Annotated in this window: 21 protein-coding genes; 15 read left to right on the forward strand and 6 right to left on the reverse strand. The window is 58.0% G+C overall.

The genetic code is table 11. From position 1 onward, the window contains the following. Window positions 1-6: 6 nt before the first annotated feature. The gene (gene garL / locus SPG90_RS14775) at window positions 7-777 is read right to left on the reverse strand and encodes a 2-dehydro-3-deoxyglucarate aldolase (RefSeq protein WP_023309303.1); all 771 of its coding nucleotides are present in this window, start codon (window positions 775-777) and stop codon (window positions 7-9) included. A 373-nt stretch (window positions 778-1,150) separates the two neighbouring features. On the opposite strand from garL, the gene garD reads away from it, so the two are divergent. After that, window positions 1,151-2,722 carry a galactarate dehydratase gene (gene garD / locus SPG90_RS14780; RefSeq protein ID WP_322408210.1) on the forward strand — a complete coding sequence of 524 codons (1,572 nt, stop codon included), beginning with the start codon at window positions 1,151-1,153 and terminating at the stop codon, window positions 2,720-2,722. A gap of 73 nt (window positions 2,723-2,795) precedes the next feature. Here the strand turns inward: garD and SPG90_RS14785 are convergent, their stop codons facing one another. Further along, window positions 2,796-3,683, reverse strand: a complete 888-nt coding sequence (locus SPG90_RS14785; protein WP_322408211.1) for a DeoR family transcriptional regulator — start codon at window positions 3,681-3,683, stop codon at window positions 2,796-2,798. 251 nt (window positions 3,684-3,934) lie between these two features. Here SPG90_RS14785 and kbaZ point away from each other — a divergent pair, with 251 nt between their 5' ends. The 9 genes from kbaZ (at window position 3,935) to SPG90_RS14830 (ending at window position 13,153) form a co-directional block, all read left to right on the forward strand. After that, window positions 3,935-5,230, forward strand: a complete 1,296-nt coding sequence (kbaZ, locus tag SPG90_RS14790; RefSeq protein WP_322408212.1) for a tagatose-bisphosphate aldolase subunit KbaZ — start codon at window positions 3,935-3,937, stop codon at window positions 5,228-5,230. A 20-nt stretch (window positions 5,231-5,250) separates the two neighbouring features. Continuing rightward, window positions 5,251-5,724 carry a PTS N-acetylgalactosamine transporter subunit IIB gene (gene agaV / locus SPG90_RS14795; protein WP_322408213.1) on the forward strand — a complete coding sequence of 158 codons (474 nt, stop codon included), beginning with the start codon at window positions 5,251-5,253 and terminating at the stop codon, window positions 5,722-5,724. 10 nt (window positions 5,725-5,734) lie between these two features. Further along, the gene (agaW, locus tag SPG90_RS14800; protein WP_322408214.1) at window positions 5,735-6,514 is read left to right on the forward strand and encodes a PTS N-acetylgalactosamine transporter subunit IIC; all 780 of its coding nucleotides are present in this window, start codon (window positions 5,735-5,737) and stop codon (window positions 6,512-6,514) included. Further along, window positions 6,504-7,382, forward strand: a complete 879-nt coding sequence (agaE, locus tag SPG90_RS14805) for a PTS N-acetylgalactosamine transporter subunit IID (RefSeq protein ID WP_322408215.1) — start codon at window positions 6,504-6,506, stop codon at window positions 7,380-7,382. Before agaW ends, agaE begins: the two co-directional genes overlap by 11 nt. Window positions 7,383-7,398: 16 nt before the next feature. Beyond that, window positions 7,399-7,833 (forward strand): PTS galactosamine/N-acetylgalactosamine transporter subunit IIA, encoded by a 435-nt coding sequence (gene agaF, locus SPG90_RS14810; RefSeq protein ID WP_045355421.1) that lies wholly within the window; start codon window positions 7,399-7,401, stop codon window positions 7,831-7,833. Beyond that, window positions 7,830-8,963: an N-acetylglucosamine-6-phosphate deacetylase gene (gene nagA / locus SPG90_RS14815; RefSeq protein WP_047173375.1), complete on the forward strand. Its 1,134-nt coding sequence runs from the start codon at window positions 7,830-7,832 to the stop codon at window positions 8,961-8,963. The genes agaF and nagA overlap by 4 nt, the downstream gene beginning before the upstream one ends. A 246-nt stretch (window positions 8,964-9,209) precedes the next feature. Further along, a complete protein-coding gene (locus tag SPG90_RS14820) occupies window positions 9,210-10,358 on the forward strand; it encodes an SIS domain-containing protein (protein WP_213751830.1) in 1,149 nt (382 codons plus the stop codon). A 12-nt stretch (window positions 10,359-10,370) separates the two neighbouring features. After that, window positions 10,371-11,243, forward strand: coding sequence for a tagatose-bisphosphate aldolase subunit KbaY (gene kbaY, locus SPG90_RS14825; protein WP_023309313.1), 873 nt, complete (start codon window positions 10,371-10,373; stop codon window positions 11,241-11,243). Window positions 11,244-11,263: 20 nt separating this feature from the next. Beyond that, the gene (locus SPG90_RS14830) at window positions 11,264-13,153 is read left to right on the forward strand and encodes an enterotoxin (protein ID WP_045403495.1); all 1,890 of its coding nucleotides are present in this window, start codon (window positions 11,264-11,266) and stop codon (window positions 13,151-13,153) included. Between the two features lie 67 nt (window positions 13,154-13,220). Here SPG90_RS14830 and rsmI read toward each other — a convergent pair whose 3' ends face one another. Then, complete coding sequence (gene rsmI / locus SPG90_RS14835) at window positions 13,221-14,084, reverse strand: 16S rRNA (cytidine(1402)-2'-O)-methyltransferase (protein WP_023309315.1); 864 nt, start codon at window positions 14,082-14,084, stop codon at window positions 13,221-13,223. 62 nt (window positions 14,085-14,146) lie between these two features. On the opposite strand from rsmI, the gene SPG90_RS14840 reads away from it, so the two are divergent. Genes SPG90_RS14840 through dolP form a run of 4 tightly spaced genes read left to right on the forward strand, consistent with a single transcriptional unit; the run spans window position 14,147 to window position 17,874 of the window. Further along, the gene (locus SPG90_RS14840; protein ID WP_322408216.1) at window positions 14,147-16,324 is read left to right on the forward strand and encodes a penicillin-binding protein activator; all 2,178 of its coding nucleotides are present in this window, start codon (window positions 14,147-14,149) and stop codon (window positions 16,322-16,324) included. Beyond that, complete coding sequence (locus SPG90_RS14845) at window positions 16,282-16,677, forward strand: YraN family protein (protein ID WP_248162914.1); 396 nt, start codon at window positions 16,282-16,284, stop codon at window positions 16,675-16,677. The genes SPG90_RS14840 and SPG90_RS14845 overlap by 43 nt, the downstream gene beginning before the upstream one ends. 21 nt (window positions 16,678-16,698) lie before the next feature. Further along, the gene (gene diaA / locus SPG90_RS14850) at window positions 16,699-17,289 is read left to right on the forward strand and encodes a DnaA initiator-associating protein DiaA (protein WP_003861754.1); all 591 of its coding nucleotides are present in this window, start codon (window positions 16,699-16,701) and stop codon (window positions 17,287-17,289) included. A 9-nt stretch (window positions 17,290-17,298) separates the two neighbouring features. Next, window positions 17,299-17,874, forward strand: coding sequence for a division/outer membrane stress-associated lipid-binding lipoprotein (gene dolP, locus SPG90_RS14855; protein WP_023309318.1), 576 nt, complete (start codon window positions 17,299-17,301; stop codon window positions 17,872-17,874). Between the two features lie 66 nt (window positions 17,875-17,940). Here dolP and SPG90_RS14860 read toward each other — a convergent pair whose 3' ends face one another. After that, window positions 17,941-18,978, reverse strand: coding sequence for a permease (locus tag SPG90_RS14860; RefSeq protein WP_248162915.1), 1,038 nt, complete (start codon window positions 18,976-18,978; stop codon window positions 17,941-17,943). A gap of 40 nt (window positions 18,979-19,018) precedes the next feature. Continuing rightward, window positions 19,019-19,663 (reverse strand): NAD(P)H-binding protein, encoded by a 645-nt coding sequence (locus tag SPG90_RS14865; RefSeq protein ID WP_023309320.1) that lies wholly within the window; start codon window positions 19,661-19,663, stop codon window positions 19,019-19,021. A gap of 128 nt (window positions 19,664-19,791) precedes the next feature. Here SPG90_RS14865 and SPG90_RS14870 point away from each other — a divergent pair, with 128 nt between their 5' ends. Continuing rightward, window positions 19,792-20,310, forward strand: a complete 519-nt coding sequence (locus tag SPG90_RS14870; RefSeq protein ID WP_023309321.1) for a type 1 glutamine amidotransferase domain-containing protein — start codon at window positions 19,792-19,794, stop codon at window positions 20,308-20,310. On the opposite strand, the gene SPG90_RS14875 is transcribed toward SPG90_RS14870, so the two are convergent. Further along, window positions 20,290-20,724: a YhbP family protein gene (locus SPG90_RS14875; RefSeq protein WP_126303131.1), complete on the reverse strand. Its 435-nt coding sequence runs from the start codon at window positions 20,722-20,724 to the stop codon at window positions 20,290-20,292. The genes SPG90_RS14870 and SPG90_RS14875 overlap by 21 nt on opposite strands. Between the last annotated feature and the right edge of the window lie 3 nt (window positions 20,725-20,727).

A 20,727-nucleotide genomic window follows, 5' to 3' on the forward strand; every position in this document is an offset into this window, starting at 1 on the left:
TGATGGTTATTTTTTAAAAGCGTCGGCTAATTTCTGCGTGGCCGAGCGGAATACGCCGAGGTCGCTGCCGACGGCTACAAACGTGGCTCCCCACTCCAGATAGCGGCGTGCGTCAGCCTCAACCGGCGCCAGAATGCCGCACGGTTTGCCGTGAGCTTTAGCGCGGGCAAAGATGTGCTGGATCGCGCGCTGCACGTCAGGGTGGCCGGCGTTACCCAGATGACCAAAGGCGGCAGCCAGATCGCTTGGACCGACGAAGATCCCGTCCACGCCGTTTGTGGCGGCAATCGCGTCGACGTTATCAACGCCCTGCTGGCTCTCGATCTGAACCAGAATGGTGATGTTGCTATTAGACTGCGCGAAATAGTCCGGCACGGTGCCAAACATATTGGCGCGATGCGAAACGGAAACGCCGCGGATCCCTTCTGGCGGATAGCGCGTTGAGGCTACGGCCAGGGCCGCTTGTTCTTCCGTCTCCACAAACGGGATCAGGAAGTTGTAGAAACCGATATCCAGCAGGCGCTTGATAATCACCGGCTCGTTGGTGGGCACGCGCACTACCGGGGCGCTGGGGCTGCCTTTCAACGCCATCAGCTGTGGAATAAAGGTGCTGATATCGTTCGGCGCATGTTCGCCGTCCAGCACCAGCCAGTCAAAACCGGCCAGGCCCAGCACTTCGGTGCTGATAGGGTTTGCCAGCGCGGACCAGCAGCCAATCTGAATCTGGTGTGCCGCGAGGGCCGCTTTAAATTTATTCGGGAAGATATCGTTATTCATCGTATTTACCTTTTTAATTCGCAGCCTATATCAGCATCATTTTATTTATTCAGACACCGCACCAGCATTATATTTATTATTCTGACGTATTTTGGCGTTATAAAATCGTCATTCAGTATAAGACGCAATCCACAACCGCACATTGTTTTAATGCTCAATTATTGCGTTATACTTCGATAAATTTTTTTGCATATGCACAAGGCGCTGGGCGCTAATGCACAGAATCAGGCATTACTGGTTCTGGAGCGATCGAGATCACATTTTCATATCCCCTATGCTGACATGCTTTATTTCTGAAAGCCGCGTATTTATTTCTACCATTTGAAAATTGGCTGAATTTATTATCAGACACTTTGCTGGAGAATACTGAACAATGGCCGACATTGAAATTCGACAGGCATCGCCGACGGCGTTTTATATAAAAGTCCACGACACCGATAATGTGGCGATTATTGTCAACGACAATGGCTTAAAAGCGGGCACCCGCTTCCCGGACGGGCTGGAACTGATTGAGCATATTCCGCAGGGACATAAAGTCGCCCTGGTGGATATCCCTGCTAACAGCGAAATCGTACGTTACGGTGAAGTCATCGGCTATGCCGTTCGCTCTATACCACAGGGGAGCTGGGTTGAGGAGTCGCTGGTGGCGCTGCCGGAAGCGCCGCCGCTAAACACGCTTCCGCTGGCGACCCGCGTACCGGAACCGCTTCCTCCGCTGGAGGGCTATACCTTCGAAGGCTACCGCAACGCGGACGGCAGCGTCGGCACCAAGAATCTGCTCGGCATTACCACCAGCGTGCACTGCGTGGCGGGCGTAGTGGATTACGTGGTGAAAATCATCGAACGCGATCTGCTGCCGAAATACCCGAACGTCGACGGCGTGGTTGGCCTGAACCACCTCTACGGCTGCGGCGTGGCGATTAACGCCCCCGCTGCCGTAGTGCCTATCCGTACCATCCACAATATCGCCCTGAACCCCAACTTTGGCGGCGAGGTGATGGTCATTGGCCTCGGCTGTGAAAAATTGCAGCCAGAACGCCTGCTGCAGGGGACCGAGGATGTCAAAGCCATCCCGGCAGACGAGGCCAGCATCGTGCGCCTGCAGGACGAACGCCACGTGGGTTTCCGCTCAATGGTCGACGATATTTTGCAGGTAGCAGAACGCCATCTGGACAAGCTCAACCGCCGCCAGCGCGAAACGTGCCCGGCGTCGGAGCTGGTTGTGGGCACCCAGTGCGGCGGCAGCGATGCCTTCTCCGGCGTGACGGCCAATCCGGCGGTGGGCTTTGCATCCGATCTGCTTGTTCGCTGCGGCGCCACGGTGATGTTCTCCGAGGTGACCGAAGTGCGTGACGCCATCCATCTGCTCACGCCACGCGCCGTTAATGAAGAGGTCGGCAAGCGCCTGCTCGAGGAAATGGCCTGGTACGATAGCTATCTCGATATGGGCAAAACCGACCGCAGCGCCAATCCCTCACCGGGGAACAAAAAAGGCGGCCTGGCCAACGTAGTGGAAAAAGCCCTCGGGTCGATTGCCAAATCCGGCCAGAGCGCGATTGTGGAAGTGCTCTCTCCGGGCCAGCGCCCGACGAAACGCGGCCTGATCTACGCGGCAACGCCGGCCAGCGATTTCGTCTGCGGCACGCAGCAAGTGGCATCCGGCATTACGGTGCAGGTCTTTACCACCGGGCGCGGCACGCCGTACGGCCTGATGGCGGTACCGGTGATCAAGATGGCGACCCGCACCGAGCTGGCAAACCGCTGGTATGACTTAATGGATATCAACGCGGGCACTATCGCCACCGGGGAAGAGAGCATTGAGGACGTGGGCTGGAAACTGTTCCACTTCATTCTGGATGTCGCCAGCGGGCGGAAGAAAACCTTCTCGGATCAATGGGGATTACATAATCAGCTGGCGGTGTTCAACCCGGCACCGGTGACGTGATTCATATTCCCAACCGCACCGAACGGTCCCCTCTCCCCTATGGGGAGAGGGTTAGGGTGAGGGGAAAGCCCCCTTAAACCAGCACCACCTCAATCCCGCTTTTCCGCAGCCCGTCCAGGCTCTCCGCCGGAATGCCTTCATCGACAATAATCATATCAATCCTTTGCGTATCAATGATTTTATGCAGGCTTGAGCGGTTAAATTTGCTGGAGTCCGTGANTTCATCGACAATAATCATATCAATCCTTTGCGTATCAATGATTTTATGCAGGCTTGAGCGGTTAAATTTGCTGGAGTCCGTGACAACGATAATACGCTCCGCCACCTCGCACATTTTGCGGTTAAGGCGGGCTTCGTCTTCGTTATGCGTACTTACGCCGCGGTCGAGATCGATGGCGTCAACGCCGAGGAACAGCAGGTCAAAATGGTAATTCTGTAGCGACTGTTCTGCCTGGTCACCGTAGAAGGATTGCGACTGACGGCGCAGGTGCCCGCCGGTCATCAGCAATTCCACCCCTTCCGCTTCCAGCAACGCATTCGCCACGTTCATCCCGTTGGTCATCGCAATCACGTCCGTGTGCTGGCGCAGCATGCGGGCGATTTCATACGTCGTGGTGCCGGAGTCCAGAATAATACGGTGCCCGGGTTTAACCAGCGCGGCAGCGGCCTGCGCGATACTGCGCTTCACCGCCGTATTCAGCGAGCTTTTATCCTCCACGGAAGGCTCAGCGCCCGGCATGTTGCCTTCGCAAATCAATGCCCCGCCGTAGGCGCGAACGGCGATGCCCTGCTTCTCCAGGAACGCCAGATCGTTGCGGATCGTCACCGTCGATACGCCGTACAGATGAGACAGATCGTTAACCTGCACGCTTCCCTGCGCCCGCAACCGCTGAATGATCTGCTCTCGCCTTTCACTGGTGCCGGTGATGCGCTTTTCCGCGGATGAATCGGTGCTGCTCATACGAGCTCCTTAATAAATAGTCTTTCGTTTCATTTCGTTTTGCCTATTAAGGCCTTTCTTTTTCGGGAATGCAAGTCCCGCCTTACGTACAGACGCAAGCCAACACTGCGCTGAAACCTTTCATTATGTTTCTTTTGTGAAACAGATCGGAAAACCATTATCTTTCGTTTTATTTTTATATCACCATGATGCAGGATTAAATGAAACAAAACGAAAGACAAGTGTCATTACCATCCGAAATGGAGAGGAAAGTGAAACATCTGACAGAAATGGTGGAACAACATAAACGAGGGAATTCGAACGGGATCTATGCCGTCTGCTCCGCACATCCGCTGGTACTTGAAGCTGCCATTCGTTACGCGCATTCGCATCAGACGCCGCTGCTGATCGAGGCGACCTCCAACCAGGTGGATCAATTTGGCGGCTATACCGGCATGACGCCTGCGGATTTTCACGCGTTTGTCTGCCGGCTGGCCGAGTCGCTCGGTTTTCCGACGTCACAGCTGATCCTCGGCGGCGATCATCTGGGCCCTAACCGCTGGCAAAATCTCCCTGCGGAACAGGCGATGGCAAATGCTGACGATCTGATCAAAAGCTATGTTTCCGCCGGATTCAAAAAGATCCACCTGGACTGCAGCATGTCCTGCGAGGACGACCCGGTTCCCCTGACCGACGAGCTCGTCGCCGGACGCGCCGCACGCCTGGCGAAAATTGCCGAAGCGACCTGTCGCGAGCAGTTTGGTGAATCCGATCTGGTCTACGTTATCGGCACGGAAGTGCCGGTTCCCGGCGGCGCGCACGAGACGCTCACCGAACTTGCCGTCACCACGCCGGACGCGGCCCGCGCCACGCTTGAAGCGCACCGCCACGCGTTCGAAAAGGAAGGCTTAAGCGACATCTGGCCACGCATTATTGGCCTGGTGGTCCAGCCTGGCGTGGAGTTCGACCACGCGCACGTCTGCGACTATCAGCCGCAGAAAGCCGTGGCCCTGAGCAAAATGGTTGAAGCCTACGATACGCTGGTGTTTGAAGCGCACTCCACCGACTACCAGACGCCGCAGGCGCTGCGCCAGCTGGTTAACGATCACTTTGCCATTCTGAAAGTTGGCCCCTCCCTGACCTTCGCCCTGCGCGAGGCGCTGTTCTCGCTGGCCGCCATTGAAGAGGAGCTGCTGCCGGCAAAAGCCAGCTCCGGCCTGCGTCACGTGCTGGAAAACGTCATGCTCGACCGCCCGGAATACTGGCAAAGCCATTACCACGGTGACGGCAACGCGCGTCGCCTGGCGCGCGGCTACAGCTACTCTGACCGCGTGCGCTACTACTGGCCGGACAGCCAGATCGACGACGCCTTTGCACGGCTGGTGCGTAACCTGGCAGACGAGCCTGTTCCCCTGCCGCTGATCAGCCAGTACCTGCCGCTGCAGTACAGCAAAGTTCGCGAGGGCGCTCTCAAGTCAACGCCACGGGAACTCATCATCGACCACATTCAGGACATACTCCAGCAGTATCACGCCGCCTGCGAAGGCGTAACGACTCAAGACGCATAATTAAAAAAGAGGAAAACGCTATGCCAAAAATTGTCTTATGCCGCATCGACGAACGCCTGATCCACGGTCAGGTGGGCGTGCAGTGGGTTGGGTTTGCGGGGGCAAACCTGGTGCTGGTCGCTAATGACGAGGTCGCTGAGGATCCGGTTCAACAGAACCTGATGGAAATGGTGCTCGCGGAAGGGATCGCCGTGCGCTTCTGGTCGCTGCAAAAGGTCATCGACAACATTCACCGCGCCGCTGACCGCCAGAAAATCCTGCTGGTCTGCAAATCACCTGCCGATTTTCTGAAGCTGGTCGAGGGTGGCGTACCCATCACCCGTATTAACGTCGGAAATATGCACTACGCCAGTGGCAAACAACAAATTGCCAAAACGGTCTCTGTCGACGCGAACGATATTGACGCGTTCAACGGCCTGAAAGCGGCCGGTGTGGAATGCTTCGTTCAGGGCGTTCCAACAGAAACTGCTTTGGATCTCTTTAAACTGCTCTGAGGGATTCACAATGGAAATCAGTCTGTTGCAGGCGCTGGGGTTGGGCATACTCGCCTTTATCGCCGGTCTGGATATGTTTAACGGGTTAACGCACATGCACCGCCCGGTGGTGCTCGGGCCGCTGGTCGGCCTGATTCTGGGCGATCTGCACACCGGCATCTTGACCGGCGGTACGTTAGAGCTGGTCTGGATGGGGCTGGCCCCGCTCGCCGGTGCCCAGCCGCCTAACGTCATTATCGGCACCATCGTGGGGACCGCGTTTGCCATCAGCACCGGCGTGAAGCCAGAAGTCGCGGTTGGTGTCGCCGTGCCGTTTGCCGTTGCGGTACAGATGGGGATTACGTTCCTCTTCTCGGTGATGTCCGGCGTCATGTCGCGCTGCGATCGCATAGCGGCCAATGCAGACACCAACGGAATTGAACGGGTTAACTATCTTGCGCTGCTGGCGCTCGGCATCTTCTATTTTCTGTGCGCGTTCCTGCCAATCTACTTCGGTGCGGAACATGCGAAAACCGCCATTGACGTTCTGCCAGCGCGTCTGATTGACGGCCTCGGCGTCGCGGGCGGCATCATGCCAGCCATCGGCTTCGCCGTGCTGCTGAAAATCATGATGAAAAACGTCTACATCCCTTACTTCATTATTGGTTTTGTCGCCGCCGCCTGGCTCAAGCTTCCGGTGCTGGCGATTGCGGCGGCCGCGCTGGCCATGGCGCTGATCGACCTGATGCGTAAATCACCTGAACCGACGGTTCCCGCCGCTCAGAAAGAGGAATTCGAAGATGGCATCTAACCACACCACCCTGCCGGGCGTGACTGAAAGCGAAGAGACGCTGCTGACCGGCGTGAATGAAAACGTCTACGAAGACCAGAACATCGGTGCCGAGCTGACGAAAAAGGATATCAACCGCGTGGCCTGGCGTTCCATGCTGCTGCAGGCCTCGTTTAACTACGAACGTATGCAGGCCTCCGGCTGGCTGTACGGGCTGCTGCCCGCGTTGAAAAAGATCCACACCAACAAGCGGGACCTGGCGCGGGCGATGAAAGGGCATATGGGCTTCTTTAACACCCACCCGTTCCTGGTGACCTTTGTTATCGGCATCATTCTGGCGATGGAGCGATCCAAGCAGGATGTGAACAGCATCCAGAGCACCAAAATTGCCGTCGGCGCGCCGCTTGGCGGTATTGGCGACGCCATGTTCTGGCTGACCCTGCTGCCCATCTGCGGCGGTATTGGTGCCAGCCTGGCGCTGCAGGGTTCGATTCTGGGCGCGGTGGTCTTTATCGTGCTGTTTAACGTGGTACACCTCAGCCTGCGCTTTGGCCTGGCGCACTACGCTTACCGGATGGGCGTCGCGGCCATTCCGCTGATTAAAGCCAACACCAAAAAGGTCGGCCACGCGGCGTCTATCGTCGGGATGACGGTGATTGGCGCGCTGGTGGCAACCTACGTCCGCCTCAATACCACGCTCGAAATCAAGGCGGGTGATGCGGTCGTCAAACTGCAGGCCGACGTCATCGACAAGCTGATGCCCGCGTTCCTGCCGCTGGTCTACACCCTGACCATGTTCTGGCTGGTACGCCGCGGCTGGAGCCCGCTGCGGCTGATCGGTATCACCGTGCTGCTGGGCGTTGTCGGTAAATTCTGTCACTTCCTGTAAAAGCAAAGAGGTCGCGATGTTAGGCATTATTTTGACGGGTCACGGCGGTTTTGCCAGCGGACTTGAGCAGGCGATGAAGCAGATCCTGGGCGAACAGCCGCAGTTTATTGCCATCGATTTTCCGGAAACCTCCACCACCGCGCGGCTGACCGCTCAGCTTGAGCAGGCAGTGAGTGAACTCGATGCAGAGCACGATATTGTGTTTCTCACCGACCTGCTCGGCGGCACGCCGTTTCGCGTGGCATCGACGCTCGCCATGCAACGGCCGGGCAGTGAAGTCATCACCGGCACCAACCTGCAGCTGCTGCTGGAGATGGTGCTGGAGCGCGACGGATTAAGCAGCGAGGCGTTTCGTCTGCAGGCGCTGGAGTGCGGGCACCGCGGCCTGACGAGCCTGGTCGACGAGCTGGGGCGCTGTCGCGAGGAAGCTCCGGCTGAGGAAGGGATATGAGCCAGCTGCTGCGCGCGCGACGGATCCTTACCGAACAGGGCTGGCTGGACGACCACCAGCTACGCATTGAAAGCGGCGCGGTTGCGGCGATTGAACCCATCCCGGCGGGCGTTACGGCGCGCGATGCGGAGCTGCTTTGCCCGGCGTATATCGATACGCACGTCCACGGCGGCGCGGGCGTGGACGTCATGGATGATGCGCCTGACGTGCTGGACACTCTGGCGATGCATAAAGCGCGTGAAGGCGTGGGCGCATTTCTGCCCACCACCGTGACCGCGCCGATGGAAGCCATCCACAGCGCACTGATGCGTATCGCCCGGCGCAGTCAGTTCGGCGGCCCCGGCGCGCAGATCCTGGGCAGTTATCTGGAAGGACCGTACTTTACGCCCCAGAACAAAGGGGCGCATCCGCCCGAGCTGTTCCGGGAGCTGGATATCGCCGAGCTGGACAGGCTGATTGACGTTTCACAGGGCACGCTACGGGTGGTGGCGCTCGCGCCGGAAAAACCCGGCGCGCTGCAGGCGATTCATCATCTTAAACAGCGCGGTATCCGCGTCATGCTGGGCCACAGCGCTGCTACGTACCGGCAAACTCTCGCCGCGTTTGATGCGGGTGCCGACGGGCTGGTGCACTGCTACAACGGTATGACGGGTTTGCACCACAGAGAGCCCGGCATGGTCGGCGCAGGGCTGACGGACAAACGGGCGTGGCTGGAGCTGATTGCCGACGGCCACCACGTCCATCCGGGAGCGATGCGTTTATGCTGCTGCTGCGCTCAGGATCGCGTGGTGCTGATTACCGATGCCATGCAGGCGGCAGGTATGCCGGACGGTCGGTATACCCTGTGCGGTGAAGAGGTCACGATGCAAAACGGCGTGGTTCGAACCGGCTCCGGCGGGCTGGCGGGCAGTACGCTGTCGCTGGATGCCGCGGTCAGGAATATGGTGGTGTATGCGGGCGTAACAGCCGAAGAGGCGATCCATATGGCCTCGCTGCACCCTGCCCGGCTGCTGGGCGTTGACGATCAGCTTGGATCCTTAGCCCCGGGCAAACGCGCCAATATTATTGCGCTGGACGGGGGTTTACACCTCCAGCGGATCTGGATTCAGGGCCAGGCTCTCCCCCTTTAGCCCTTTCATTGTGTCTCCTTTTGGCTTTACGGCCTGAAACCGTAAGGCCTTTCTTTTCCTTTCCTTAAATTTTCCCTTTCCTTTCACGATCACACTTTTCGTTTTATTTCTTTTCTTTCATTGAAGTTTCGATTTCTTTTCTATAGATTTTATTTAACTGCTTAAGTGAACAAGTGAAACGAAACGAAAGATAGCGACACGATTGCCAGCGTCTGATGTGGAATTCACACGACTAAGGACTGAGTTATGCAACAAACCACTACCGCCACCGCAACCGGCACCTGGACCGAGGAAGAGATCCGCCAGCAGCCTGCCAGCTGGATCCGCTCGCTCAACAACATCGATAACCTGCGTGCTTCGATCGACAGTTTCCTGACGCCGCCGCTGCGCAAGCGCGATCTGCGGATCGTCCTGACCGGCGCGGGTACGTCCGCCTTTATCGGCGATATCATTGCGCCATGGCTTTCAAGCCACACCGGGAAAAACTTCACCGCCGTCCCGACAACCGATCTGGTCACGAACCCGATGGACTACTTCAGCCCTGGGCACCCGCTGCTGCTGGTTTCGTTTGCCCGCTCCGGCAACAGTCCGGAAAGCGTCGCGGCCGTTGAGCTGGCAAACCAGTTCGTGCCGGAGTGCTACCACCTGTCCATTACCTGCAACGAGGCGGGGAGCCTGTACCAGAACGCCGTCGACAGCGATAACGCCTTTGCCCTGCTGATGCCTGCCGAAACGCACGATCGCGGGTTCGCGATGACCAGCAGCATCACAACCATGATGGCGAGCTGTCTGGCCGTGTTCGCCCCGGAAACGATCAATAGCCACACCTTCCGCGACGTCGCCGATCGCTGTCAGGCGATCCTCGCCTCGCTCGGGGATTTCAGCCACGGCGTCTTTGGCAGCGAACCGTGGAAACGGATCGTGTATCTGGGAAGCGGCGGCCTGCAGGGCGCGGCGCGCGAATCGGCGCTGAAGGTGCTGGAGCTGACGGCGGGCAAGCTGGCTGCATTTTACGACTCTCCTACGGGCTTCCGTCACGGGCCGAAGTCGCTGGTCGACAATGAAACGCTGGTGGTGGTGTTCATCTCCAGCCATCCATATACGCGTCAGTACGATCTGGATCTGCTGGCCGAACTGCGCCGCGATCGCCAGGCCCTGCGCGTCGTCGCCATCGCCGCTGAAAACGATCCGGTCATTGAAGCGGGTCCGCACATTCTGCTGCCGCCTTCACGTCCGTTTATCGATATGGAACAGGCGTTCTGCTTCCTGATGTATGCCCAGGTCTTTGCGCTCACCCAGTCGCTTAGCACAGGCATTACGCCCGATACGCCATCGGCCAGCGGGACGGTCAACCGCGTGGTGCAGGGCGTCGTTATTCATCCGTGGCAGGCTTAAGAGGATCTGATTATGAGTATTATCTCGACGAAATATCTTCTGCAGGACGCGCAGGCAAAAGGCTACGCCGTTCCGGCGTTCAACATCCACAACGCGGAGACGATCCAGGCGATCCTCGAAGCGTGCAGCGAAATGCGATCGCCGGTGATCCTCGCGGGCACGCCGGGCACCTTTAAGCATATTGCGCTGGAAGAGATCTACGCCCTGTGCAGCGCCTACTCCCACACCTACGACATGCCGCTGGCGCTGCACCTCGATCACCACGAATCGCTGGACGATATTCGCCGCAAGGTCAACGCGGGCGTGCGCAGCGCGATGATCGACGGCAGCCACTACCCGTTTGAACAAAACGTGAAGCTGGTGAAGTCGGTGGTCGATTTCTGCCACCTCAACGACTGCAGCGTCGAGGCCGAGCTGGGCCGTCTGGGCGGCATGGAAGATGACATGAGCGTGGACGCGGAAAGCGCATTCCTCACCGATCCGCAGGAGGCGAAACGCTTCGTCGAACTGACCGGCGTTGACAGCCTCGCCGTCGCCATCGGCACCGCCCACGGCCTGTATACCAAACGCCCGAAAATCGACTTCCAGCGGCTGGCGGAAATTCGCGAAGTGGTCACCGTGCCGCTGGTGCTGCACGGCGCGAGCGATGTGCCGGATGAGTTTGTTCGCCGCACCATCGAGCTGGGCGTGTGCAAAGTCAACGTGGCGACCGAGCTGAAAATTGCTTTCTCTGACGCGGTTAAAGCCTGGTTTGCCGAAAACCCGCAGGGCAACGATCCGCGCTTCTATATGCGGGTCGGCATGGACGCCATGAAAGAGGTGGTCAGAAGCAAGATCGCCGTTTGCGGCTCGGCAAACCGATTGCTGCTTCCGGCAGAAGCCTGATTAAAAAGGAGCTTACGCTGATGAAAAAAATCCTCGCACTCTCAGTGCTGGCCATGTGCGTTTCCCATAGCGCGGTGGCCGCGAACTACGCGCTCGGTAACGACAATATTGCTCTGTCATTTGATGATGCAAACTCAACGGTAGTGGTTAAGGACACCAGGGCTAACCATCCGCTCACGCCGCAGGAGCTGTTCTTTCTGACGCTGCCGGACGAGACGAAAATCCACACCGCTGATTTTAAAATCAAGCATGTCGAAAAGCAGGACAGCGGCTTGGTCATCGATTTCACCCATCCGGACTTTAACGTAACGGTGAAGCTGAACCTGGTGAAGGGGAAATACGCCAGCATCGACTACACCGTTGCCGCCGTTGGTCAGCCGCGAGACGTGGCAAAAATTACCTTCTTCCCGACCAAAAAGCAGGCTCAGGCACCTTACGTAGACGGGGCGATTAACAGCTCGCCGATCGTCGCAGACTCGTTCTTTATTCTGCCGGACAAGCCCATCGTTAACACTTACGCCTATGAAGCGACCACCAATCTCAACGTAGAGCTGAAAACGCCGATTCAGCCAGAGTCGCCGGTCAGCTTTACCACCTGGTTCGGCACCTTCCCGGAGATCAGCCAGCTGCGCCGCAGCGTAAACCAGTTTATTGATGCCGTCCGCCCGCGTCCGTATAAGCCTTATTTACACTACAACAGCTGGATGGATATCGGCTTCTTTACCCCGTACTCCGAGCAGGACGTGCTGGGGCGGATGGATGAATGGAATAAGGAATTTATCACCGGGCGCGGCGTGGCGCTGGATGCGTTCCTGCTTGACGATGGCTGGGATGACCTGACCGGACGCTGGCTGTTTGGCCCGGCATTCAGCAACGGTTTTAGCAAAGTTCGGGAAAAAGCCGACAGCATGCACAGCTCCGTTGGACTGTGGCTCTCGCCGTGGGGTGGGTATAACAAACCGCGCGACACTCGCGTCTCGCATGCAAAAGAGTACGGTTTCGAAACGGTAGACGGGAAGCTGGCGCTGTCAGGCCCAAACTATTTTAAAAACTTCAATGAGCAGATCGTTAAGCTAATTAAAAACGAGCACATTACCTCGTTCAAGCTGGACGGGATGGGTAATGCCAATTCGCATATTAAGGGCAGCCCGTTCGCCTCGGATTTTGACGCCTCTATCGCTCTGCTGCACAACATGCGCAGCGCCAACCCGAATCTGTTTATTAACCTGACGACAGGTACCAACGCCAGCCCGTCCTGGCTGTTCTACGCTGATTCCATCTGGCGCCAGGGCGATGACATCAACCTGTACGGTCCCGGCACGCCGGTGCAGCAGTGGATGACCTACCGCGATGCGGAAACGTACCGCTCCATTGTTCGCAAAGGGCCGCTGTTCCCGTTGAACTCGCTGATGTACCACGGGATCGTTAGCGCGGAAAACGCCTATTACGGGCTGGAGAAGGTGCAAACGGACAGCGACTTTGCCGATCAGGTCTGGAGCTACTTCGCCACCGGAACCCAGCTGCAGGAGCTGTATATCACCCCTTCAATGCTGAATAAGGCGAAGTGGGACACCCTGGCGCGGGCCGCGAAGTGGTCGCGGGAAAACGCCGGCGTGCTGGCGGATACACACTGGATTGGTGGCGATCCAACCGCGCTGCAGGTTTACGGCTGGGCATCCTGGAGCAAGGACAAAGCGATTCTCGGCTTGCGTAACCCGTCGGATAAGCCGCAAAGCTACTACCTGGATTTAACAAAAGATTTTGAAATCCCGACAGGAAACGCGGCGCAGTTTCGTCTGAAAGCGGTGTACGGCAGTAATTCAACCGTACCGGAGGAGTATAAAAACGCGGTGGTGATTACGCTGCAGCCGCTGGAAACGCTGGTGTTTGAGGCGGTACCAGTTAGCTAAAACACGCATAACGATCTGCAGGCCGGGTTAGGCGCAGCCGCCACCCGGCAAAACAGGCGGCAGGGGCTTACTCCCCCTGCTGCTCCAGCGCATGCTTATACAGCGCATTTTTCTTCACGCCGTGAATTTCCGCCGCCAGCGCTGCGGCCTTCTTCAGCGGCAGTTCCGCCTGCAGCAGCGCCAGCGTGCGCAGCGCGTCGGCTGGTAGCGCGTCTTCCTGCGCCTTATGCCCTTCGACAATCAGCACCATTTCGCCCTTGCGGCGGTTTTCGTCTTCCTTCACCCACGCCAGCAGTTCACCCACTGGGGCGCCGTGAATGGTTTCCCAGGTTTTGGTCAGCTCGCGCGCCAGCACCACGTAGCGGGCTTCTCCCCACACGGTCACCATATCTTCCAGGCTCTCCAGCAGGCGGTGCGTGGATTCGTAGAAAATCAGGGTGCGCGGTTCCGCTTCCAGATCTTTTAACACGTCACGGCGGCCTTTGGATTTGGCAGGCAGGAAGCCTTCATAGCAGAAACGGTCGGACGGCAGACCTGCGGCGCTCAGCGCAGCAATGGCAGCGCACGGCCCCGGCAGCGGCACAACGCGAATACCGGCTTCACGACAGGTACGCACCAGGTGATAGCCGGGATCGTTGATCAGCGGCGTACCGGCATCGGAGACCAGGGCAATGTTCTGCCCCTCTTTCAGCTTCGCCACCAGCGTTTCGGCTTTTTGTTGCTCATTGTGATCGTGCAGAGCAAACAAACGGGCATTAATCGCGAAATGTTGCAGCAGCAGGCCGGTGTGGCGGGTATCTTCAGCAGCAATTAAATCAACAGCTTGCAGTACGGTGAGCGCACGTTGGGTAATATCAGACAAATTCCCGATAGGAGTAGGTACAATATAAAGCTGGCCTTGAGAATTATCTGCCGTTTCGTGTTGTTTCATTGTTTCGTCCGTATTGCCGATTTAATATTGAGCATTGCGTAAAAAAAATCACTGGATACAGTATGGTACCGTTAACGTTTCTTCGAAAAAAAGCCACGCGCAGCGTGCCGCTTCTGCTGGCAGCCCTGATATTTGCAGGCTGTGGCACCCAGGCACCTGACCAGAGCACCGCCCATCTTCAGGGTTCTGCTCAGGCTGATTCTGGCTTTTATCTGCAACAAATGTCGCAGAGTTCAAATGATACCAAGACCAACTGGCAATTACTCGCCATTCGTGCACTGCTGAAAGAGGGTAAAACCCAGCAGGCAGCCGAACTGTTTAACCAGTTGCCAAAAGATCTTAACGACGCCCAGCGTCGTGAGCAGAGCCTGCTCTCTGCCGAGCTGAAGGTCGCGCTGAAAGATTACGCCGCCGCGAAGAAGATCCTCGGGGATATTGACGTGAGCGCGCTGGATAAAAATCAGCAGGCTCGCTTCTGGCAGGCGGGCATTACCGCGGAGCAGGGGCGCCCTTCCCTGACGCTGCTCCGCGCCCTCGTCGCGCAAGAGCCGCTGCTCGGCGGTACCGATAAGCAGAAAAATATCGATGCCACCTGGCAAGCGCTTGCCTCGATGACCCAGGAACAGGCGCAGGCGCTGGTCATCAACGCCGATGAAAATGTCCTGCAGGGCTGGCTGGATCTGCAGCAGATGTGGTTTAACAACCGCAGCGATCCAAAGATGCTGAAAGCCGGTATTACGGACTGGCAGACGCGCTACCCGCAAAACCCGGGTGCGAAAATGCTGCCAACCCAACTGGTGAACGTGCAGAACTTTAAGCCAGCGTCCACCAGCAAAATCGCTCTGCTTCTGCCGCTCAACGGCCAGGCGGCGGTGTTTGGCCGTACCATTCAGCAGGGCTTTGAAGCCGCGAAAAACGGTACCACCTCGGTAACCGGCAGCGCGGTTCCCGCGCAGGCGGCCCAGGCGGCTAACGTGAATGATGTGGTCAGCCCGTCCGCAGCGGAGACCAGCGACCTGACCACGGCACAAGCGCCGGCGCAGGGTACGATGCAAAACCCGGTGACGGCCCCGACGACGCCTTCGACTACAGCTGCACCGGCTGCGGCAGCCCCGGCTACTACAGCACCCGCTACCCAGGTTCCGGCCGAGACGCAAGCGGCGCCAGCGCCTGACGCAACGGCAGAACAGCCTCAACCGCAGCCTGCACAACCCGCGGCCCAACCTGCTGCGCAGCCGCAGGCCGTGGCAACCACCAGCGCCAACCCGGGCGCTGAGTTGAAAATTTACGACACCAGCTCGCAGCCGCTTGATCAGGTTCTGGCGCAGGTTCAACAGGACGGGGCGAGCATCGTTGTCGGTCCGCTGCTGAAAAACAACGTGGAAGAGCTGATGAAGAGCAATACCACGCTGAACGTGCTGGCGCTCAACCAGCCTGAGCAGGTTCAGAACCGGGCCAATATTTGCTACTTCGCGCTTTCCCCTGAAGATGAAGCCCGCGATGCGGCGCGCCATATTCACGAGCAGGGTAAGCAGGCTCCGCTGCTGCTCATCCCACGCAGCGCGTTGGGCGATCGCGTGGCCAATGCCTTTGCCGATGAGTGGCAGAAGCTCGGCGGCGGCGTGGTGCTGCAGCAGAAATTCGGTTCCGTCTCTGAACTGCGCGCGGGCGTCAACGGCGGGGCGGGTATCGCGCTTAACGGTAGCCCGGTCACCGCAAGCCTGCCGCAGCAGCAGAGCGTGACGATTGGCGGCCTGACGATCCCTGCCCCACCTACCGATGCGCAGATTAGCGGTGGCGGTAAAGTAGATGCGGCCTATATCGTTGCCACGCCGCAGGAGATCGCCTTTATCAAACCGATGATCGCGATGCGTAACGGCAGCCAGAGCGGCGCAACGCTCTACGCCAGCTCGCGCAGCGCGCAGGGCACCGCAGGCCCGGATTTCCGTCTGGAAATGGATGGTCTGCAGTACAGCGAAATCCCGATGCTGGCAGGCAGCAACCCGGCGCTGATGCAGCAGGCGCTGAGTACCGTACGTAACGATTATTCACTGGCGCGTCTGTATGCGATGGGTGTCGATGCATGGGCGCTGGCGAACCACTTTACCCAGATGCGTCAGGTGCCGGGCTTTGAGCTTAACGGCAACACCGGCGATCTGACCGCGACTCAGGACTGCGTGATCAACAGGAAGTTATCATGGCTCAAATACCAGCAGGGGCAAATCGTCCCGGCCAGTTAAGCCGTAAAGAGACCGGCGATGCGTGGGAGTTAAAGGCGCGTCGCTGGCTTGAAGACAAAGGACTGCGCTTTATCGCCGCTAACGTCCGCGGGCGCGGCGGCGAAATCGACCTGATCATGAAAGACGGTCAGGTCATCGTGTTTGTAGAAGTCCGCTTTCGACAGTCCTCCCGTTTTGGCGGTGCTGCCGCCAGCGTGACGCTCGCCAAACAACATAAATTATTACAGACTGCCCACTTGTGGCTTGCCCGCCATAATGGGAGCTTTGATACTGTGGATTGCCGGTTCGATGTGATAGCCTTCACCGGAAATGAGATCGAATGGCTTAAAAACGCTTTTGGCGAAGACGCATAATTAAGATTTAAAAGGGATAACGTGCTCGAAAGAATTAAAGTGTGCTTCACAGAAAGCATCCAGACTCAGATTGCCGCGGCGGAAGCCCTTCCGGATGCTATCTCGCGTGCCGCAATGACGCTGGTGCAATCCCTGCTTAATGGCAACAAAATCCTCTGTTGTGGCAACGGCACGTCAGCCGCCAACGCACAGCATTTTGCTGCCAGCATGATCAATCGCTTTGAAACAGAACGCCCGAGTTTACCCGCCATTGCACTTAATACCGATAATGTGGTCTTAACGGCGATTGCTAACGATCGTCTGCATGACGAAATTTACGCAAAGCAGGTGCGAGCCCTGGGTCACGCCGGAGATGTGCTGCTGGCCATCTCCACGCGCGGCAATAGCCGGGATATTGTCAAAGCCGTTGAAGCCGCCGTCACCCGCGACATGACAATCGTGGCCTTAACCGGCTATGACGGGGGTGAGCTGGCGGGTCTGCTTGGGCCGCAGGATGTGGAAATCCGCATTCCTTCTCACCGGAGCGCGCGTATTCAGGAGATGCATATGCTCACGGTGAACTGCTTATGTGATTTGATCGATAACACGCTTTTCCCTCACCAGGATGATTAAGGAGTTCTTATGAAGGCTTTATCGACCCTCGCAGTCCTTATGTCTGCGTTACTGCTTCAGGGATGTATCGCTGCGGCCGTTGTGGGCACCGCTGCAGTGGGCACCAAAGCGGCAACCGATCCGCGCTCCGTGGGGACGCAGGTGGATGACGGTACGCTGGAGCTGCGCGTCAACAGTGCGCTGTCGAAAGACGAACAAATCAAGAAAGAAGCGCGTATCAACGTGACGGCTTATCAGGGCAAAGTGCTGCTGGCAGGCCAGGCGCCGAATCTGGAGCTCGCCTCTCGTGCGAAACAGATTGCGATGGGCGTCGAAGGGACCACAGAGGTGTTTAACGAAGTGCGTCAGGGCAAGCCAATTGGCCTGGGTGACGCCTCTTCCGATACCTGGATCACCACCAAAGTGCGTTCCCAGCTGCTGGGCTCGGACCAGGTGAAATCCTCCAACGTGAAAGTGACGACTGAAAACGGCGAAGTGTTCCTGCTGGGTCTGGTGACCGACCGTGAAGGGAAAGCGGCGGCCGATATCGCCAGCCGGGTGAGCGGCGTGAAGCACGTCACCACCGCGTTTACTTACATTAAATAAAAAAATCCCCTCGCTTGAGGGGATTTTTTTGTAGGCCCGGTAAGCGCTAGCGCCACCGGGTTTTTTTTACATCAACGCAATACTGCCCACCATCACGCCGCTCAGCGCCACCAGCCCTGCGGTCAGCCACAGCGCTTTCGCCGGGAACGACTTACGCAGCATGATAAGCGACGGCAGGCTGATCGCAGGCAGCGTGATGAGCAGCGCCAGCGCCGGCGCGGTGCCCATACCGGCCAGCATCATGGTCTGAACAATCGGGATCTCCGCCGCCGTTGGGATCACAAACAGACAGCCTGCAACGGCCATCGCAATGACCCACATCAGCGTGTTGTCGATAGCGCCATCCGCATGCGGGAAGAGCCAGACGCGCGCCGCCCCCAGAACCAGTACCGCCAGGATATAGACCGGGATGGTGCTCCAGAAAAGCTGCCATAGCGCCCTGCCCCAGCGCACAAAGAATTCCCCCTGCGGCTCGCTGACGTCCAGCTCAACGGCTGCGGGTTCTGCGGCGGTGTCCTTCACCCATTTTTGCACCAGCGTCGCCACCACCAGTACGGTCAGTAGCCCGGCGACCAGACGGATGAACGCAAAATGCCAGCCCAGCACAAAGCCCATAAACACCAGCGTTGCCGGGTTGAGCAGCGGGTTCCCCATCCAGAACGCCAGCGCGCCGCCCATCGACACGCGCTGACGGCGCATACCTGCGGCCACGGGCGCGGCGCAGCAGGAACACATCATGCCCGGCAGCGAGAAAATCGTCCCCAGCAGCGTGCCCTGAAAGCGCGGCTGCCCGAGGGTTTTCACCAGCCAGTAGCGCGGGATAAGCACCTGAATCAGTGACCCCAGGATCACGCCTAAGACGGCGGCCTTCCAGACGGCAAGGAAGTAGACCATGGCGTAGTCCCACGCCGCCTGAAGCGGGCTGGATTCAGCCTGAGCGAGAATAGATTTACCGATGCTGTGCGTTTCGGCGGCGGTGAAGGCTTTGCCGTAGTACGGCTGCCATTTCACGTACCAGAGGCCAACAATGACCACGAGAAAGAAGAGTGCGGGCTTCCACCACTGAACAGGTGTTGCCGCCTGAGATGAAGACTGACCAGTCATAGCATTCCCCGGAGAGTATTAGGTTATTAGCCGGGGGAGTTTACGCCTCGCCCTGCGCGATTTCACGCAGTTTTGCCGAAGGGATAATGTTTACGCCCGCTTTCGACGGGGCCAGCCCCTCTTTTAACATCGCGCGCGCGACGTCCCGTGCCTCGATGGATTTCCAGTTGCCGGGAAGAATGCGAAACAGCGGGGCAAATATCGACTCGTTAAACCGGCGTTCGTCCCGGTGGCCGATCAGCATCGAAGGGCGCACAATCGTCAGCTGCTCCCATTTCTGCGCAATCAGCGCATCCTCCATCTTGCCCTTCACCTTGTTGTAGAAGAAAGGCGATCCGGCACTGGCGCCCAGCGCGCTGACCACCAGAAAATGTTTGGCCCCCAGCTTTTTCGCCGTGAGCGCGGTATCCACCACCAGTGTATAGTCGGCGTGGATAAATGCCTCTTTGCTGCCCGCCTCCCGCCGCGTGGTGCCCAGACAGCAAAAGGCGATATCAATGGGATCCTGCACCTGCGCCAGCGCGTCGGTCAGCTGAGGATCGTGCGGATTAAAGACGCCGGATATGTCCGCCAGCGGTCGACGCGTCGGTGCGGCGATATAGTTCACGCGGCGATCCTGAATCAGCAGCCGCAGCAGATGATCGCCCACTAACCCGGTAGCACCTGTAATCAATACCTGACTCATCTTTTCCCCTTTACAGAATTGTCCGTTTGCGAACTCAGCGTCGTCGACCACACTTAGAAGTCTGTTACGGGTAAGTATTTACCACAAGCGGAGAAAAATCAGTCTGAAGCCAAAACAACGGAGGAAGCATGGGCAAGAAAATCGCAGTCTTGATTACCGACGAGTTTGAAGATTCAGAATTCACCTCTCCAGCAGAGGCGTTCCGCAAGGCGGGACATGAGGTCATCACCATTGAGAAAGAGGCGGGTAAAACGGTGACAGGCCATAAGGGCGAGGCGACCGTAACCATCGATGAGACCATCGATAACGTGAGTCCCTCAGATTTCGACGCTCTGCTGTTACCCGGCGGCCATTCCCCGGATTCCCTGCGCGGGGACGAGCGCTTCGTGACCTTCACCCGGGACTTTGTCTCCACCGGCAAACCGGTCTTTGCCATCTGCCACGGCCCGCAGCTGCTCATCAGCGCAGACGTGGTCCGCGGGCGTAAGCTTACCGCCGTGAAACCGATCGTTATCGATCTGAAAAATGCGGGGGCCGAGTTTTACGATCAGGAGGTGGTCAACGACAAAGACCAGCTGATCACCAGCCGGACCCCGGACGATCTCCCGGCGTTTAACCGCGAAGCGCTACGCCTGCTCGGCGCGTAACCAGTGCAGTTTCTTGCCAAAGCCCAGGGTGTTGTCGGTAAATTTCACCTCATCAAGGCGGATTTCCCACACCGGGGCTTTTAGCGCAGCGGCAACGGGAAAGCGTCGCGTGTAGAGCTTACGGCGCGCGTCGCTCTCTTCACCATCCAGACGACGGATCTCCCCTTTAAACTGCACGCCGCGGATCAGCGCGACCGTTTTCGGCTGGCCGTTTACCGTCCCCGCCACCTTTGCCTGCTGGCCGGTCATCTGCGCATGCCGCGTTTTGTCTTCGCTCATGACATAAAAAGCCACGCGCTCAGGATCGTAGTAGTAAAATGCATTTGCGCACCACATCTCCCCCTCGTCATAGACGCACCAGGTGACAACATGCTGCTTTGCCAGCCAGCGGTTAATGGCGGCCAGTGTTTCCATTTT

The sequence above is a fragment of the Enterobacter sp. D2 genome (assembly GCF_034427575.1).
In the GTDB taxonomy this organism is placed as follows: Bacteria; Pseudomonadota; Gammaproteobacteria; order Enterobacterales; family Enterobacteriaceae; genus Enterobacter; species Enterobacter cloacae_M.